15 protein-coding genes and 1 riboswitch are annotated in these 17,109 nt (G+C 39.5%); of the genes, 4 read left to right on the top strand and 11 right to left on the bottom strand.

The genetic code is table 11. The features are described 5' to 3' along the window. Window positions 1-282 precede the first annotated feature (282 nt). The 7 genes from celB to NQZ71_RS19950 all read right to left on the bottom strand — a co-directional run bounded on the left by celB (window position 283) and on the right by NQZ71_RS19950 (window position 6,537). Window positions 283-1,602: a PTS cellobiose transporter subunit IIC gene (celB, locus tag NQZ71_RS19975; protein WP_317012193.1), complete on the bottom strand. Its 1,320-nt coding sequence runs from the start codon at window positions 1,600-1,602 to the stop codon at window positions 283-285. Between the two features lie 193 nt (window positions 1,603-1,795). Further along, window positions 1,796-3,049: an ATP-binding protein gene (locus NQZ71_RS19970; RefSeq protein WP_144454613.1), complete on the bottom strand. Its 1,254-nt coding sequence runs from the start codon at window positions 3,047-3,049 to the stop codon at window positions 1,796-1,798. A gap of 432 nt (window positions 3,050-3,481) precedes the next feature. Further along, window positions 3,482-3,628 (bottom strand): hypothetical protein, encoded by a 147-nt coding sequence (locus tag NQZ71_RS19965; RefSeq protein WP_186304003.1) that lies wholly within the window; start codon window positions 3,626-3,628, stop codon window positions 3,482-3,484. A 79-nt stretch (window positions 3,629-3,707) separates the two neighbouring features. Beyond that, window positions 3,708-4,127, bottom strand: coding sequence for a GNAT family N-acetyltransferase (locus tag NQZ71_RS19960; protein WP_144454614.1), 420 nt, complete (start codon window positions 4,125-4,127; stop codon window positions 3,708-3,710). A gap of 81 nt (window positions 4,128-4,208) precedes the next feature. Further along, window positions 4,209-5,426: a diguanylate cyclase domain-containing protein gene (locus NQZ71_RS19955; RefSeq protein WP_317012191.1), complete on the bottom strand. Its 1,218-nt coding sequence runs from the start codon at window positions 5,424-5,426 to the stop codon at window positions 4,209-4,211. Window positions 5,427-5,581: 155 nt separating this feature from the next. Then, entirely contained in the window at window positions 5,582-6,049 is a 468-nt protein-coding gene (locus NQZ71_RS26210; protein WP_394374146.1) for a CBO0543 family protein, read from the bottom strand. Then, window positions 6,046-6,537, bottom strand: a complete 492-nt coding sequence (locus tag NQZ71_RS19950; RefSeq protein ID WP_275007228.1) for a CBO0543 family protein — start codon at window positions 6,535-6,537, stop codon at window positions 6,046-6,048. Before NQZ71_RS19950 ends, NQZ71_RS26210 begins: the two co-directional genes overlap by 4 nt. 256 nt (window positions 6,538-6,793) lie before the next feature. Beyond that, window positions 6,794-6,893, top strand: a riboswitch (purine riboswitch). 68 nt (window positions 6,894-6,961) lie between these two features. Between NQZ71_RS19950 and NQZ71_RS19945 the strand changes: the two genes are divergently transcribed. Then, window positions 6,962-8,161, top strand: a complete 1,200-nt coding sequence (locus NQZ71_RS19945; RefSeq protein WP_317012189.1) for an MFS transporter — start codon at window positions 6,962-6,964, stop codon at window positions 8,159-8,161. Window positions 8,162-8,243: 82 nt separating this feature from the next. Here the strand turns inward: NQZ71_RS19945 and NQZ71_RS19940 are convergent, their stop codons facing one another. The 3 genes from NQZ71_RS19940 to NQZ71_RS19930 form a co-directional block, all read right to left on the bottom strand. After that, window positions 8,244-8,552 (bottom strand): hypothetical protein, encoded by a 309-nt coding sequence (locus tag NQZ71_RS19940; RefSeq protein WP_317012188.1) that lies wholly within the window; start codon window positions 8,550-8,552, stop codon window positions 8,244-8,246. A 193-nt stretch (window positions 8,553-8,745) separates the two neighbouring features. Beyond that, window positions 8,746-12,045, bottom strand: coding sequence for an NTTRR-F1 domain (locus NQZ71_RS19935; RefSeq protein WP_317012187.1), 3,300 nt, complete (start codon window positions 12,043-12,045; stop codon window positions 8,746-8,748). 308 nt (window positions 12,046-12,353) lie between these two features. After that, window positions 12,354-13,121, bottom strand: a complete 768-nt coding sequence (locus tag NQZ71_RS19930) for a TSUP family transporter (protein ID WP_317012491.1) — start codon at window positions 13,119-13,121, stop codon at window positions 12,354-12,356. Window positions 13,122-13,232: 111 nt separating this feature from the next. Between NQZ71_RS19930 and NQZ71_RS19925 the strand changes: the two genes are divergently transcribed. The 3 genes from NQZ71_RS19925 to NQZ71_RS19915 all read left to right on the top strand — a co-directional run bounded on the left by NQZ71_RS19925 (window position 13,233) and on the right by NQZ71_RS19915 (window position 16,045). Further along, window positions 13,233-14,018 carry a TrmB family transcriptional regulator gene (locus NQZ71_RS19925; protein ID WP_317012186.1) on the top strand — a complete coding sequence of 262 codons (786 nt, stop codon included), beginning with the start codon at window positions 13,233-13,235 and terminating at the stop codon, window positions 14,016-14,018. 108 nt (window positions 14,019-14,126) lie between these two features. Beyond that, entirely contained in the window at window positions 14,127-14,987 is an 861-nt protein-coding gene (locus NQZ71_RS19920) for an HAD family hydrolase (RefSeq protein WP_275007238.1), read from the top strand. A gap of 182 nt (window positions 14,988-15,169) precedes the next feature. After that, entirely contained in the window at window positions 15,170-16,045 is an 876-nt protein-coding gene (locus NQZ71_RS19915; RefSeq protein ID WP_144456664.1) for a DMT family transporter, read from the top strand. 48 nt (window positions 16,046-16,093) lie between these two features. Here NQZ71_RS19915 and NQZ71_RS19910 read toward each other — a convergent pair whose 3' ends face one another. Next, window positions 16,094-16,738 (bottom strand): copper homeostasis protein CutC, encoded by a 645-nt coding sequence (locus NQZ71_RS19910; protein WP_317012185.1) that lies wholly within the window; start codon window positions 16,736-16,738, stop codon window positions 16,094-16,096. Between the last annotated feature and the right edge of the window lie 371 nt (window positions 16,739-17,109).

The raw sequence follows: 17,109 nt of genomic DNA, 5'->3' as shown, positions 1-17,109 counted from the left end.
AGTTGGATACTTAGATTCCCCTCCACTTTTACCTAAGAAGAATAGATAATTAATCCTACTGATGATTCTCCCATTTTTACAACTGTTAATGGAAAAGCTTAGGTGCTAACTCTCCTCCTCCCTCAATTACAAAAAAGTTGTAATACATCTGGCGTATCAAAATATTAACCTCGTCTCGTTGTTTCAATGCTTAGAGATGTTTGCCTGATACTTTCATAATAAAAAAATCCAATAAAAAGATGCGTGGCATTTTGGCACGCACCCCGAAGTATTCCTATAATGTTACTCCTTCTCCGTATTGACCAAGCTGTTCTCTTCCTCTGCCTTCTGTTTATCCCAAATTCTAAAGAACGGAAAGTAAATAATAAACGAAAGCAGGATGATTACAAGCTGAAGGACCGCCCCGGAAATACTGCCGGTAATCAAATACCCTTGTATGATAGGTGGCATTGTCCAAGGTGGTACGATGCCTATCGGTTTGGCGACAAGTCCTATATCCATTGATACATAAGCAATAATTACAGACACTATTGGCGTTAATATAAAGGGAACTATCATTAATGGATTAAGAACAATCGGCATTCCAAAAGTAATTGGTTCATTGATATTGAAGATTCCCGGTCCTATACTTAAACGCCCAAGCTGCTTCATTTGTTGGCTTTTTGCAAAAAATAACATGGCAAATACTAAGCCTAAGGTTGTTCCAGATCCTCCAATAAAGATGATGTCATTAAATTGATCTGTGACAATATGCTTCACTGGTTCCCCAGCTCCAAAGGAAATGGCATTTTCATTCGTTAAAGTGAGCCAAACAGGGGTCATCACTGCACCAACTATACTAGCCCCATGCAATCCTGTTGTCCATAACAGCGTTATGAGGAAGAAAATAAAAATTGTCCCTAAAAAGCTCGTTCCAACTCGTGTTAGCGGTTCTTGTAATAGGACTGTTACAATATTATGCAAGCTGCCAAAGTCTCCTAGATTTTCTACTAATAAACGTAAAACCCACACAACAACAATTGCAAAAAAACCAGGTATCAATGCGGTGAAGGATTTACCAACAGCAGGAGGAACTCCATCAGGTAATGTGATTACGATATTTTTCTGCAGAATTTTCCGGTATATTTCTGTACATAAAACAGCAATAACCATCCCGACAAACAAGCCTTTACTTGTGAAGAGGGCTGTTTGATAAGCTGTTTCAACGATATCAACTCCCTCTGGTGTTTTACCAATAACATATGAAACAAACGGTGTACCAACAAAATAGGCAGCAAGAGAAATCGCTCCAGAAGCTAATGGGTCGACTTTATAGGATTCTGCTAACCTGTAGGCAATCCCAAACGTGGCTACTAAAGCCATGATTTCAAATGTTCCCCTGTATGGATAAAGCAAGCTTGCTTTAAGCTTCGGATGCTCTGTTAAATAATCTAGATACCCTTGAAAAGGCAAATTAGCCAAAATTAAAAAAACAGAACCGATGATAATAAGAGGCATTGCAAGGATAATACCGTCTCTTAATGCTTGTAAATGTCTTTGCTCTGCAATTTTCGCTGCAACCGGCATTACTTTTTCTTCTAAAAACGTATTAACTTTACTCATAAAATACCTCCTCATAATTAATGAAAACGGTTACAAGATACTTATGAGCCGTTAACTAAAATTATGTTTGAAATTGTACATTTTTAAACTCTGTTTATACTTGTCAGTTGCTGCCAGACTTGATAAAAAGATTGTTACTTCTTTACACAAAAAAAACAGCCGCTCACAGCAGCTGTTTTCAACTTCTAATAATTCATGGATATTGCGGGAACAAAATAGTGAATTCTGTTCCTATATTTTGATTGCTGTTCACTTTGATTTTTCCTTTAAACGAATGGATTATTTGATAGCTTACCATCATTCCTAATCCTGTTCCTTTTTCCTTCAAGGAATAGAATGGTGAACCAAGACTATCTAATTGCTTTCTTGTCATGCCAATGCCTTCGTCCTTTATCATAACCTTAATATAGCCATCTTCTGTAGACATACAAGCAACCCAAACACTTCCACCATTTGGCATAGATTCAACTGCATTTTTTAATATATTAATTAGTGACTGATTCAGTTTTTGTGGATTTGCATATATACAGCAGCTATCATGAATATCTTTTTTTATCTTTACATCAAAATTCAAAGCAAAGTTTTCAAGGATATTCACTACCTGTTCCAGTTGCTGGCCAACATTAATTTTTGTACTGTTATCTACAGTTGGTTTTCCAAAGGCTAAAAATTCATTAATGATATCATTCGCTCGATCTAACTCTTCAATAGATATTTTGATATACTGTTTCTTACTTTCTGACATGTCAGGGTCGTCAAGTAGTTGCAGGAATCCTCTGGTAACTTGCATTGGGTTCCTGATTTCATGTGCGAAAACACTCGTCAGTTCGCTTATAACACGCAATTTTTCTGCATTTTGAATATCTAAACGAAGCTGCTGAATTTCTCGGATTGTTTCATATAGCATTACAAAAAACCAAGTCACTCCAACTACAAAAACCATATGAATAACTTGCACTTTTATCGCATCGAAGGAAAATCCTTTTATTATACCTAATAAGGATATTCCAACAAAACAATAGTAGAAGGAAAGACAAACGGCAATCAAAACCCTTTTATATTTCCGTGAGCGCATAAATAATTTTTGATAAAACAGGATAACAGGTAAAGTAACTGCCAAAACAAGCACCGTATTGTAAAACCCAATACTTATGCCCCCAAAATTAAGCCGATAAAGGATAATCAATGCTGCTAGAAACACACCTGGCCCGAACCCACCGTATAATGCTCCAAACAATAATGGGATAATACGAATATCTAATCTTGAATCGTGCCCAAAATTCAGCGGAAAGGACATGCATAACAGGATGGAAATCCCCCAGAAAACAGTCATCAGAATGGTTTTATTTCGATCATGTTTAACCCTTTCTGTAATGATTGTAAAGTATATGAAAATGGGTAAAACCATAAGAGTCATTTGCAACAAAAAATCTTTTATTATACTCATTTTCGCTACCTTTCCTAAGTTAAACTTTATTTTTGGCTATCGCACGACTAGTATTTTAACTTTCGCTATATAAGCTGGAGATCATTCCACAATTATACTCTAAATTTATCATATTTTGTCGATTAATGACGAATTCATTCTTGTAATTGGAATCTATCTATTTTATCGTCAGCAAGTGTTACTCCCTTTTATATATTTCGGCAAGGCTGGCGATTTTTTTAACATATTAATGTTTTTAACAACATGGATTGTAATTAAGTAAAAAAATTGGTTTTTTGAGAACTCCGCAAGTGGAACCATAACCACTTTGGATAATTAGCTGCAATTATAAATGGAGTGAGAAACTATCAAAAAGTGCTATCTTATATAGAGGAATAGTTGCATTTCTAAAAAAAGACCCCTCATATAATCAAAAGGGATAAATTGACGACATTATAAATAGACATTATAGATGATGACCGCAATAATAATTGCTACAACAATAAAACCGCCAATTGTGGGACTTCCATAAACAGCTCTATTCCAGCCATCGTCTGTATCTATTTTACTGTTTTCCTTCTCCTTATCCTCTTTTTTCATTCCAACGCCTCCAATCATACAAATCACCCTATTATATATATTCCAACTAATGTCGCTATATCCTTTATATAGGAATTGATTATACGTTATTTAAAGTCATTTCCATTATTATGTATGCTTTGCCTGCTTTCATGAAGCCTTCTCCTGTTGCTTGCATGCCAAATTTCTGATAGAAGCCGACCTTTTGTTCTCTGGCATTACACCATATCCTTTTTAAACCTAGGTTTACACCTTCCTTAATTACATAGTTTAATAGTACACTTCCAAAACCATTCCCCTGCTCTTCGCTTAGTGTAGCAAACTTCCGAAATTGCCCTTCATTATTGGTAACAAATAAGGAGAGAACAGAAACGATTTGGTTATCCTTATATAATCCATAATGGATGCCTGACTCATCATTATCCAGCTTAATAAATTCAAATTCTTTATCTGGCCACATCACTTTATGCCTTATTTCCCATGCTTCTTCTTTATGTATATTTGTTATGATGATATTCATAGTTTCTCCTTTTTAGTCTTTAAATTAGAATTAGGCTGTTGCATCATGTTATCCATTCTGCGACAGCCTTTAGTTCTTTTTCTATTTCCGTTTATTTTTCGTTCGATACATGTCAGCGTCTGCTGTTTTCAAAAGCTCCTCCATCGTGCTGCCAAATTCTTTAGTTAAGGCGAAGCCAATGCTGACACCAATAAAAAGTTGATTTCCTGCAATTAAAATGGGCTTAGCAATCTTATCCTCTATCTTTTCTATTAAACTGTTAACATTTATTTTGTTTTTAATATTTCCACATATGATTGTAAACTCATCTCCACCCCAACGAGCAACTAAGCCTGCTTCTCCAACAGCATTTGTCAGTCTTTTTCCAACTTCAATTAGGAGTAGATCACCTATTTCATGTCCAAAGTTATCATTCACATGCTTAAATCCATCTAAATCAAGTAACATCAAACAGTGGACTTTAGATTTACTTTCCTGCAGATGCTTCTCCACTTCCTTTTTAAATAAACGGCGGTTCGGCAAGTCTGTAACAGCATCATGATAAGCTAAGTGTGAAATGGTCTTTTCAGCTTCAATTCGGTCTGTTACGTCCCGACCAACACATATTTTCTCCACAATTTCACCAGACTCATTACGAATCATTTCTACCGTTGTTTCATACCAGCGATATTCGCCGTCTTTATGAAGAACGCGCCCTGTAAATCGCACGGTATCTTGATCAATAAAATAGGTGTTTTGAACATCCTTTAGTCTCTTAAAATCATCAGGATGATTAAAAATCACTTGTGGCTGTCCTATGACTTCTTCTTGTGTATAGCCAAGAAGTGCTTTTACTGTCGGAGATATATACGTAAATACCCCATCATTTGTAAAAGCTGATATAATATTCTGAGATTTCTCAGAAATGAGTGTAAACATTTCGTGGATATTTAAAGCACCCTTGCGATGTTTAAAGTACTGCGTAATATTTTCAAAAGTGATTATTTTTCCGCATTCTTTTTCATTGTCTATCAGAGGCATACAAGTCAATTTAACATAAAGAAGATTTCCTTTTTTATGAGGTATCGCCATTTCTCTTCTAAAAACACCAATGTCAGCAGAAATGAGGCTCGACCAATTCAGCAGCTGATCCAAATCCGCAAACAGCTCTTCCCTTGTGTAACCGAGCATATTCAAAGCTGAATCATTAACTTCCATAATTCGTCCATTTTCATCCAAAAATACTATTCCGTCAGGATGATTTTTATAAAAGCTTTGAAATACACCAGGTTGTTCCAATATACTTTTTTGCAAAACCATTCAACTTTCCACCTTTAACGACATTGTGCTTTTATAGCACATATATACTCAACAAAGATATTACATCCTTTTATTATATTTCCTGTATTCAAAGGAACGCAAAGGAAATTTATAGTTTTTCATAAAGAATAAGCCTAGTGTACAAAGCTCTAAGCTTATTCGTTCAATCCTTTTTTAAACCAAAAAGCAAACCTTTTTATGCTATATAAAAGGATAAAGTTTATGCCAATACTATAGATAAAGTTCCAATGCCTAAATTCAATTAATGAACTATATTTATTTAACAGGAAAGTATATAAGGCTAATAGTAAATTAAAAAGGCAGGTATGTAAAAACTTCTTCATTTTCCCTTGGCTGACTGGAAAATATAAAATATAGAAGACACAAAAAGTAGGATAGACTGCATAATGAAGCGAAAAGCTCATTTTTGAAGCCTTCTCAAACTCTCTAAAAGGAAATTCTATTAGCCCAAAGGAAACTTGTACATATTCATATGCCCAAGCAACTGTTGAGGAAAATAAGAAAGTGATCACATAATATCTCAGTTGTTTTCTAGGAACAAACAGCCATAATAAACAAATGGACAGTAACCAAGAGATGATAAGAATTAATATATTTATCATTCACTTGTACCTGCTGTAAATCCTTTTTTGAACCATTTATAGCAACTGTCATTTATGACAAGTGAAATCACGACAGTTATAAAGGACCAATACCACGTCCATTCCTTATAATTAACCAATGCAGTATATCTTTCTAAAAACCCTTCCAGAATAGTAAAAAAACCAGCTATACCTACGTAATATAATAATATAATCATCCAATTCTTCCTTCGCGGGAAATATAAGCTGAAAAAAATGGCTACGACAGGAAAAAAGAAAAATTCAAAGGAGAAGCTAGTTTTATTATATGTGTTTGTTTGTGGAAGAAGCTGTATAGGATACTCAATCCAACCCTTTTCAACAGTAAACAGTCCTGCCGGCCAAGTGATAAGCTGAAGAAATAAAAATAACACCCATGCATCTCGCCTTTTATCCTTTGGCACAAATTTAAACAACGAAATGATACATATTATTGTAAAGCCAATAAGAAACCATCTTTCAAAATTCATATCGATATCACCATATTATTACTTTTATTTTTAGTATGAAGACAATGAGATTATATATTCTCTTATATGTATGTTTTTAGCTATATTTCATTAACTTCTTCTTCCGATTAACGAAAGAAATATAAAAGCGAATGTTACTTTACTGTGTTGAAGTGAGATTTAACTACTTGTTCTTTGTATCTGCATTAAAATAAACAATGCCAAAAAATGAGACTTGAAAATCCACAGAAAACCTAGTAGACTTACTAAGGTACTTCTTACAACGAAAAATATTACCTGTATAACCTCAAGAATATGGCTTGAGGGTCTCTACCAGGAACCTTAAAATCCTGATTACAGAAAATGAATTTAATTCATTTTTTGTAATCAGGATTTTTTTGTTGTTAAAAAAATTCATTATATGTATTTAAGAAAGGATGTAAATATGAATTTAAAAGTTATTATCCTAGCAATATCAACTGTTGCTGTAGGTTTAGTTGAACTAATCTTAGGTGGTATATTGCCAACTATCGCTGATGATTTCCATATTTCCATAAGCTCTGCCGGCCAATTAATCTCGATTTTCGCACTTATCTATGCAATTTCAGGGCCAGTGTTGCTTGTATTAACAAGTAAAATGGAACGAAAAAAATTATATCTTGCTTCTTTAGCAGTATTCTTTCTTGGAAATATTTTGACTTATATTAGTCCCAATTTCACCTTCATGATGATTGCAAGAATCATTACTGCGATGAGTACAGCTCTTATTGTTGTATTATCATTAATCATTGCGGCAAAGGTTGTGTCACCAGAACATAGAGCAAAAGCATTAGGACTTATCTATATGGGTATTAGCTCATCACTTGTCATGGGTGTACCACTCGGAATTTTGATTGCCACTAATTTTGGATGGCGCATCATATTCCTTGGTATTGCTATATTATCAATAGGTTCCTTCATCCTAATATCTGTCTTTTTAGAAAAAATTCCTGGTGAAAACACTGTACCACTTACACAGCAGCTTAAAGCTGTTGCTAGTTTCAAAATAGGCAGTGCCCATCTTGCCACGATGTTTATGCTAGCAGGACATTATACACTTTATGCCTATTTCACTCCGTTTTTAGAAACAGAGCTTCATCTTAATGCCAATTGGATCAGCCTTTGTTATTTATTGTTTGGAATTGCAGCGGTAAGCGGCGGAGCATTTGGAGGGATTCTTTCTGATAGAATCGGAGCACCTAAAAGCATTATCGCCGTGATCAGTGCGTTTGCTGTTATTTTATTTTTAGTACCATTCACTACATTTTCCCTAATAGTTTTCATACCTGTCATGATGATATGGGCAGCATTAAGCTGGAGCCTTGCACCACCTCAGCAAAGCTATTTAATACAAACAGACCCTGCTACATCTGACATTCAGCAAAGCTTTAATAATTCTGCATTACAAATAGGAATTTCTATTGGCTCTGGATTTGGCGGTTTTGTGTTAACACAAACCGGAACTGTTTCCCAAACAGCTTGGTTTGGGGGTATTATTGTTATTGTCTCTTTATTATGTGCACTTTTTTCAATAACAAGAAAAACGGTAAATAGAAATTATTCAACAGTGCATTCAAATGCACATCGTAAAGAATCAACAAATTAAGTACTATAAAAACAAGTAAAATACCCAGTGTTTTACTTGTTTTTTTTCATTTTTATATAAAATTCATTGATGGCTACTATCGTCAGTAATTGATAAACTGCATGAAAACAGAATATTTAATAGTTGCATCTGTTCTTTTATCAAATTCCCTTGAACGAAATCCAAACGTTACACTTACCTTCACTTCATATGGATTGACAATTTGCGTCTTTGTGTCAATGGTACTCCTAAAAAACATACCTTCCTCGTCGGAAAATCCATAATCAATGCCGCTTATAACACTGGTTGCTTGATAAACACGATAGGGATAGGTTTTATACGTTCTAGTAATAGTTCTCCCTTTTTCTAAAGCCTCAGGGAAACGCACTGTATCCTCAATAATATTGAGCATCTACATCACCTCTCCCCATGTTTATTCCAGAACCTTCGTACATTATGTAGTAATTATGTAAGCATTCGATGTACAGCGAATTAATGCGTACCACTGAGCTTAGGCCGTATTTTTCTATAATCTTGAGACCCTCATAAACTCCATCAATTATAGAAAAAGGAGGAAAGGGATTTCCCTATTCCTCCTAAGATTATTAGACAAATCGGGTAATATTGATTAATCTCTGCTCAGAGGTAGCAGAAGTAACGGATGTAGCAATTGTTGTTTGAATACTTACTGTATAAGTGTCAGTTCCGGTCGCAAGGGGAACATCTACAAAGGAAATTGATCCAATAAACTTTTGAGTCCCTGCGGTGTTTCCACTTCTAGCAATTGTCTGTTGCGTAATTAGAGTTCCATTTCTCCTAATATTAATATTAAAAGACAATGCCCAGTTTGCAGTAGTTACAACCGCGACCTGCTGAGAAGTATCTATTTTAATTTCATTACCTGCAGTAACAGGAACACTCACCGTATTGACTGTTGTTTCTGTTCCTAACGGTACTGCCAAGGTAGTAGTGGGTTGATCATAAAATAAAGCTGCTACAGACGGCAAACCACTTGGACCGGTTGGACCCGCTGGGCCTGTTGCTCCCGTTGGTCCCGCTACTCCTGCTGGACCTGTTGCTCCCGTTGGGCCCGCTACTCCCGCTGGGCCTGTTGCTCCTGTTGGACCGGCTACTCCCGCTGGGCCTGTTGCTCCTGTTGGACCGGCTACTCCTGCTGGACCTGTTGCTCCTGTTGGGCCCGCTACTCCTGCTGGACCTGTTGCTCCCGTTGGACCCGGTACTCCTGCTGGACCTGTCGCTCCGGTTGGTCCCGCTTCTCCCGCTGGACCTGTCGCTCCGGTTGGACCGGCTGCTCCCGCTGGACCTGTTGCCCCCGTTGGACCCGCTACTCCTGCTGGACCTGTTGCTCCTGTCGGACCGGCTACTCCCGCTGGACCTGTTGCTCCTGTTGGACCCGCTTCTCCCGCTGGACCTGTTGCTCCTGTCGGGCCTGCTACTCCTGCTGGACCTGTTGCTCCGGTTGGTCCCGCTTCTCCCGCTGGACCTGTTGCTCCTGTCGGGCCTGCTACTCCTGCTGGACCTGTTGCTCCCGTTGGACCTGCCACTCCCGCTGGGCCTGTTGCTCCTGTCGGACCCGTTGGGCCCGCTACTCCTGCTGGACCGATTGCTCCCGTTGGACCGGTTGCTCCCGTCGGACCCGTTTCTCCCGTTGGGCCTGCCACTCCCGCTGGGCCTGTTGCTCCTGCTGGACCGGTTGCTCCCGTTGGACCTGCCACTCCCGCTGGGCCTGTTTCCCCAGTTGCTCCTGTTGGACCCGTTGCTCCTGTTGGACCCGCTACTCCCGCTGGTCCTGTTGCTCCTGTTGGACCCGCTACTCCCGCTGGACCTGTTGCTCCTGTTGGACCCGCTTCTCCCGCTGGACCTGTTGCTCCTGTCGGGCCTGCTACTCCTGCTGGACCTGTTGCTCCGGTTGGTCCCGCTTCTCCCGCTGGACCTGTTGCTCCCGTTGGACCGGCTACTCCCGCTGGGCCTGTTGCTCCCGTTGCTCCTGTTGGACCGGCCCCTCCCGCTGGACCTGTTGCTCCCGTTGGGCCTGCTACTCCTGCTGGACCTGTTGCTCCCGTTGGACCGGCTACTCCCGCTGGACCTGTTGCTCCGGTTGGACCCGCTTCTCCCGCTGGGCCTGTTGCTCCCGTTGGACCGGCTACTCCCGCTGGACCTGTTGCTCCCGTTGGACCCGCTTCTCCCGCTGGACCTGTTGCTCCCGTTGGACCGGCTACTCCTGCTGGACCTGTTGCTCCCGTTGGTCCCGCTACTCCCGCTGGGCCTGTTGCTCCCGTTGGACCGGCCTCTCCCGCTGGGCCTGTTGCCCCTGTTGCTCCTGTTGGACCCGTTGCTCCGGTTGGGCCCGCTTCTCCCGCTGGACCTGTTGCTCCTGTCGGACCGGCTACTCCTGCTGGACCTGTTGCTCCTGTTGGGCCGGCTACTCCCGCTGGACCCGTTGCTCCGGCTGGGCCTGTTGCCCCTGTTGCTCCTGTTGGACCTGTCGCTCCGGTTGGACCTGCTGCTCCCGCTGGGCCGGTTGCTCCCGTTGGGCCGGCTACTCCCGCTGGACCCGTTGCTCCTGTTGGACCGGCCACTCCTGCTGGACCTGTTGCTCCTGTCGGACCGGCTACTCCTGCTGGACCTGTTGCTCCCGCTGGACCCGTTGCTCCGGCTGGGCCTGTTGCCCCTGTTGCTCCTGTCGGGCCTGCTACTCCCGCTGGACCTGTTGCTCCTGTTGGACCTGCCACTCCCGCTGGACCTGTTGCTCCCGTTGGGCCTGCCACTCCTGCTGGGCCTGTTGCTCCCGTTGGGCCGGCCACTCCTGCTGGACCGGTTGCTCCCGTTGGACCGGCTGCTCCTGCTGGACCTGTCGCTCCCGTTGCTCCGACTGCTCCGGCTGGACCTGTCGCTCCGGTTGCTCCGACTGCTCCGGCTGGGCCTGTCGCTCCAGTCGGACCCGCTACTCCCGCTGGACCTGTTGCTCCCGTTGGGCCGGCTACTCCTGCTGGACCTGTTGCTCCCGTTGGGCCTGCCACTCCCGCTGGTCCTGTTGCTCCTGTCGGGCCTGCTACTCCTGCTGGACCTGTTGCTCCTGTTGGACCCGCTACTCCTGCTGGACCTGTTGCTCCCGTTGGTCCCGCTACTCCTGCTGGACCTGTTGCTCCTGTTGGGCCCGCTACTCCCGCTGGGCCTGTCGCTCCGGTTGGACCGGCTGCTCCCGCTGGACCTGTTGCTCCTGTTGGACCGGCCACTCCTGCTGGACCTGTTGCTCCTGTTGGACCCGCTACTCCCGCTGGACCTGTTGCTCCCGTTGGACCCGCTACTCCCGCTGGACCCGTTGCTCCTGTTGGGCCGGCTACTCCTGCTGGACCTGTTGCTCCTGTCGGACCAACCGGACCTGCTGGCCCAGTTGGACCAACAATCCCAATAGCAGTCAACAACGATACATCATCAACTAAAACACCAGAACCACCCTGTAAAGGTATTAAGTTGATAAGCAAATATGCTTGAGTTGTTCCCGAAGGTGCTACAACCGTTGTTAAATTAATTGATTGCCATGTGCTATTCTGAGCATTTGGAAGCCTGTTTGCTGGAATAAATGTTGATAAGCCTGTCCCTAACTGCTGAAAGCTTGCATTAAAGAAGAAAATCTGAATTAACACTGCAGGTGCAGGAAGTGAACTTGGTCTTGCTAATGATAAATTCAATTCAAGTGCATCTCCTGTACTAGCAGGAACAAACTGACCAATATAAGAGGTTTCTGTTCCTTGTGGAAGCAATGCTGAGTATGTGCCTGAATTTGAGAATTGATTTGTCGTGGTTGCATTGGAGGAAGAAATCCAGCCATTCAAGTTTCCTGTTTCAAAACCGCCATTACTAATTAAATTCAGTAAACTCATTTTTCTCTCCTTTCCTATACAAAGATTTAATATCCTTACATACTATGGAAAAATGAAAATACTGAATAAGCTACTATCCTTTATTAAGCCACCTATTTTGTTTTTGATTGATTCAACTAATTTTTCTATTAATAAATCGATCTACTATTTTGAATTACAAATATACAGATGAAACCACACAAATCAATTTACCCTTGTATGATTTCTTTTCATCAACTATTCAAAATGAAAAAAAGGCAGCCCTATGGCAGCCTTAATCTCAAAAATATGTAGTGTAAAATGGCATGAAAGCATTAGTTATTAAAAGTTTATTGAATATAATCATAAATATTTTTTACTAATAATAAGCAGGTTACCGCAATAAACAATACTCGTACAAAACTGCTTCCCTTCTTTATAGCAAATCTTGAACCACAAATCGCACCAGCCAGTTGGGCAACTCCCATAATTAATCCATATGTATAGTTTACTTGTCCTAGGAACATAAACATCAATAAGCCAGCAATATTGCTGCCAAAGTTTAAGAATTTAGCATTTCCTGCAGCCTTTAAAAAATCAAATCCAATTAATAAGAAGGCAAACATTAAAAACGAGCCTGTACCTGGACCAAGAAATCCATCATAAAAGCCAATGGCGAAAATGGCAGCTAAAAACATGATGTAGTGGCGAGGAGATAAGCTTTTTGGTGATGAAATACTGCCCCAATCTTTCTTAAAGATAGTATAAATCGCTACTGCTGCAAGCATGATAAGCATCAATGGTTTCAGCATTTCGGGATCCATTAAGTGAACACACCAAGCTCCCAGCATGGAACCAATAAAGGTAAGCGGAAATAATTTATATACTGATTTTATGTCAAGTTTCCCAGAACGATAGAACATATATGTACTAGTTAACGAGCCAATTGTAGAAGCTAATTTATTTGTAGCAACTGCAGCAGCTGGATTCAATCCTGTAAATAATAATGCAGGCAAAGCAATCAGTCCACCGCCACCTACTACCGAATCAATAAATGCGGCTAAAAATCCAAAAATAATTAAAATTATTAATAATGATAGGTCTATATCAAACAAGATTGAACACTTCCTTCACTAGTCACTATCAAAATAGTAACTAATCATTTGATAAATGTAAATAGTTATTGTATCGTTAAACTATAGTACAGGAATAATTGGAGGATAAAAATTGTGAGCGATATTGTACAACAGCTCAAAAAACTAGGCTTTAATGAATACGAGGCTAAATCATATGTTGCGCTTGTAAAATTAGGACCAGCTACTGCTTATCAAGTCAGCAAGGCTTCAGGCATTCCAAGAGCTAGAATTTATGATGTTTTAAATACGCTTGTCGAAAAAGGGATTGTCTTAAAAGAGGAAATAAATGATGCTGCTCGTTATTCCCCCCTCCCTGTTGAAATTTTTCTTCAAAAAGCACAATCAGAATGGGAAAATACCTATGATGTTTTAAACGACTCATTGAGGGAGCTTGAAACATCTGCTAATGAACCAGATAATCGGGTAATTACATTAAAGGACTATCAAACAATAATTAGCTATTGTAAAACATTAATTAAAAAAGCTGAAAAGCAGATTATTATTTCCATATGGGATGATTTATACAGTGAGCTGCAGGATGATCTTGCAGAAGCTTCCAATAAAGTTTCCTTAAAAGGGATAACCATTCATGTAGAGAATCCGCTAAATAATTTAGAGAGCCACCGGATTACTCCTTTTACAGAGACTTCCTCTACTGAGCATTGGTTCATCATATCTATTGATTCAAAAGAAATGCTGTACGGACCATCCTTTGAGGAGCGAAGTATTGCTTTTTATACAGATGATCCTGTTCATATTTATCTTTTAGAGGATTATGTATGGCATGATGTATTAGTTAATCGTCTAGTGCGGCGCAGTTCAGATGATTTAGAAAAATGGATTACAAATGAGCGCAAAGCATTTTTTACAAAAAAATAACGAAGTATATAGGCAAAATGGTTTACAATTAACTGTAAATAGTCGTTATAATATGGAGACTTACGAAAAATGCTCACAAATAAACAGTGCAATATAGGAGGAATAACCTTGTCTTTTAAACCTAAAGCAATTTTTTTAGATATGGATGGTACAATTTTAACTTCATTTAATAAAGTCAGCTTGAAAACGAAAGAAATTATTGATAATTTACGGGAACAAGGAATCTTTGTATTTATTGCGACAGGAAGAGCATTCGATGAGATAGCCGAACTAGTTCCGGAAGGATTCCAGGTAGATGGCTTTATTACATCAAATGGAATGGCAGGATATATCGAGGATAAGCCTGTGTTTCAGCATTCCCTTTCTCGCGAATTAGTTGAATCAGTTATTGAAAAGGCAAGACTAAATAAAATATATTACGAGCTTTTTCCATACGATTCAGCACGTATCACATTAAATCAAGATAAAGATTATGTTCAAAACGAGATTAGAGATCCACAGCCCGAAGGTGTTGAGATTAATGAATGGCTTTCACGTAAACAAGCAATAAAAGAAGAGATTGCTTGGAAGGATTCTATTGAAGGAAATATGTTTTCGAAGTTTTATTTCTTTGCAAGAACAAAAGAGCATATTAATGAATGGAAAGATATACTTAACGAACTAAAGCAAGAAACTGACTTTACTACGTCAACTTCTTCAAGCCATAATGTGGAATTGATGTACGCAAATGTAAATAAAGCAACTGGCATTAAGCAGATGCTGGCTCATTTCGGGATATTAGAAGAAGACATTTTAGCAATTGGGGATAGTTATAATGATCTGCCAATGTTTGAGTTTGTTGATTATGCGGTAGCAATGAAAAATGCTGCAGAGCCGATCAAAAAAATCGTTAATGATGTAACAGAATTCACTTGTGATGAAGATGGAGTATATCAATATCTTTCTAGGTTTTCCTCTGTGAAAATCTAGTAAAATACGATAGGATATAAGTAATACACTAAGTGATATGAGGTGAGAAAAACATGTATTGGACTCCTTTATTTGAAAATGACGTACCAGCAGTACCCTTCAGCTTCTAATGGAGGGAAATGACTGAATCTCTCCGATAGGGGCAACTTTGACCTTAAACAAAATATCGGAGGGTATAAAAAATGAAAAACACCTTATTAGGTTCCTTATATTTAATTCTTGCTTCTAGTATTTGGGGCGGCATGTATGTTGTCGTGAAGATTGTGGTGGCGGTTATTCCCCCACTTGAGCTTGTGTGGTTGCGCTATTTAATTGCTATTTTGACACTTCTCCTCATAGGATTTGTGACAAAACAAAAATGGCGAATCGAAAAGCGTTTTATTTGGATAATCGTTGCCATTGGGATTATAGGCAATGCGATTTCGATTGTTGCACAAGAAACAGGGACGATGCTGTCAACAGCGCAAATGGGGGCAATCATCACAGCTTCAACACCTGCATTTATGGTTATTTTTGCCCGCCTCATTCTTAAAGAAAGCTTAACTATTAAAAAAGGAATCTCAGTATGCCTTGCCACAATAGGAGTTATTCTTATTGTTGGCATAGGGGATATCAATTTGTCCAGCACACTTGGCGGGGTTTCTCTTGTGATTGCTGCCTTAACATGGGCACTTATGTCTGTTCTAGTGAAACGCATTCCAAGCAGTTACTCGCAAATTGTAGTAACAACCTATTCTATTTTGGTCGCACTTATTGTGCTAACACCATTTGTTTTACCGCGTTTACCTGAGTTGAATATGATACAACTGACTCATCCGACTATTTGGGGCGGACTATTATATTTAGGTATTATCTCAACAGCAGGCGGCTTTCTTCTTTGGAACCGTGGATTACAAATGCTTAATGCCTCAAGCGGCGGAATTTATTTCTTCTTTCAGCCAGTAGTGGGAACATTGCTTGGTTGGCTGTTATTAGATGAAAAAATCGGCTTTATGTTTTGGATAGGTTCTATCCTGATTTTAATAGGTGTGTTATTCGTTATTAAAGAAGATAAGTAGAAATATCCCCTTCCAATTTTGTGGAAGGGGGATACTTTAATATACTCATCATAGCTTTACTATTTTTGTTCCATGTGCTTCTTTCACCTGCAAAGCATCTAATAGACCTTCTAAGTTTTGATAATTAACACCAGCACCTGGTAAGATAATAATCCGGTCACCTGCATATTTAATTAGCTTCTTTAGATGTGGGAAGTTAGCTTCAATGCTCTGGTCTGCACTGCCACCATGTGTCAAAATTCTGCTAACCTTCTTTTCAGCAAGCCAATCAATTGCTTTAAACTGATCTTCTTCTGATAATTCATCGAATGCCATATGAAAAGTGATTTCCATATCTTCTGATTTACTTATCAACTGAGAAGTCAACTCTTCATCAATCCACCCATTCTCCAAGCACCCAAATACAACCCCATCGGAACCAAGCTGCACACATATTTCAATATCATTTGCCATTATCTCTGCCTCTGCATGACTATATTCAAAGCTTCCACCTCTTGGTCTGATCATAGTCATAACCGTGACACCGGCATTATGGGCTATCTCAACCGCTTTTTTAATTACCCCATAAGATGGAGTCGTTCCCCCTACAGCTAAGTTGTCACAAAGTTCAATTCTTTTTGCTCCCGCTTTTATTGCAGCAGGAATGTTGGTCAGGTTTTCTGCACAAAATTCTTTTAATACAACACTTTCCATACATTCATCTCCTAAAATTACTAAACCTAAAACTGCTAGTTAACCTGTTAACACCATATCGCGTTGTAAGCGTTTTTTCAAATCTTTTATTAAAACAACTCTCTAATAAGCACTTGTATAAAAAAATCCTAATAAAAGGAATACAGAATAAAAAGAAGCAGGCTACCAAAATAATATAAACTTAAAACATCCATCCTCTAAAAGCTCATTCAATTTCAAAAGTTTAATCGGCAAATAGTTATACACTTACATGCATCATTAGTTATAAATAATAAAATAATTTATAAGCAATATGTTTTTTCCCTCCCATTGTTTTACTAAACTATACTAAACTAAATAGAATAGTGGTGGTATAATTAAGGAACGATAGT

It is taken from the genome of Niallia taxi, assembly GCF_032818155.1.
In the GTDB taxonomy this organism is placed as follows: domain Bacteria; phylum Bacillota; class Bacilli; order Bacillales; family Cytobacillaceae; genus Niallia; species Niallia taxi_A.
This window is presented reverse-complemented; position numbering and strand designations above follow the sequence as displayed.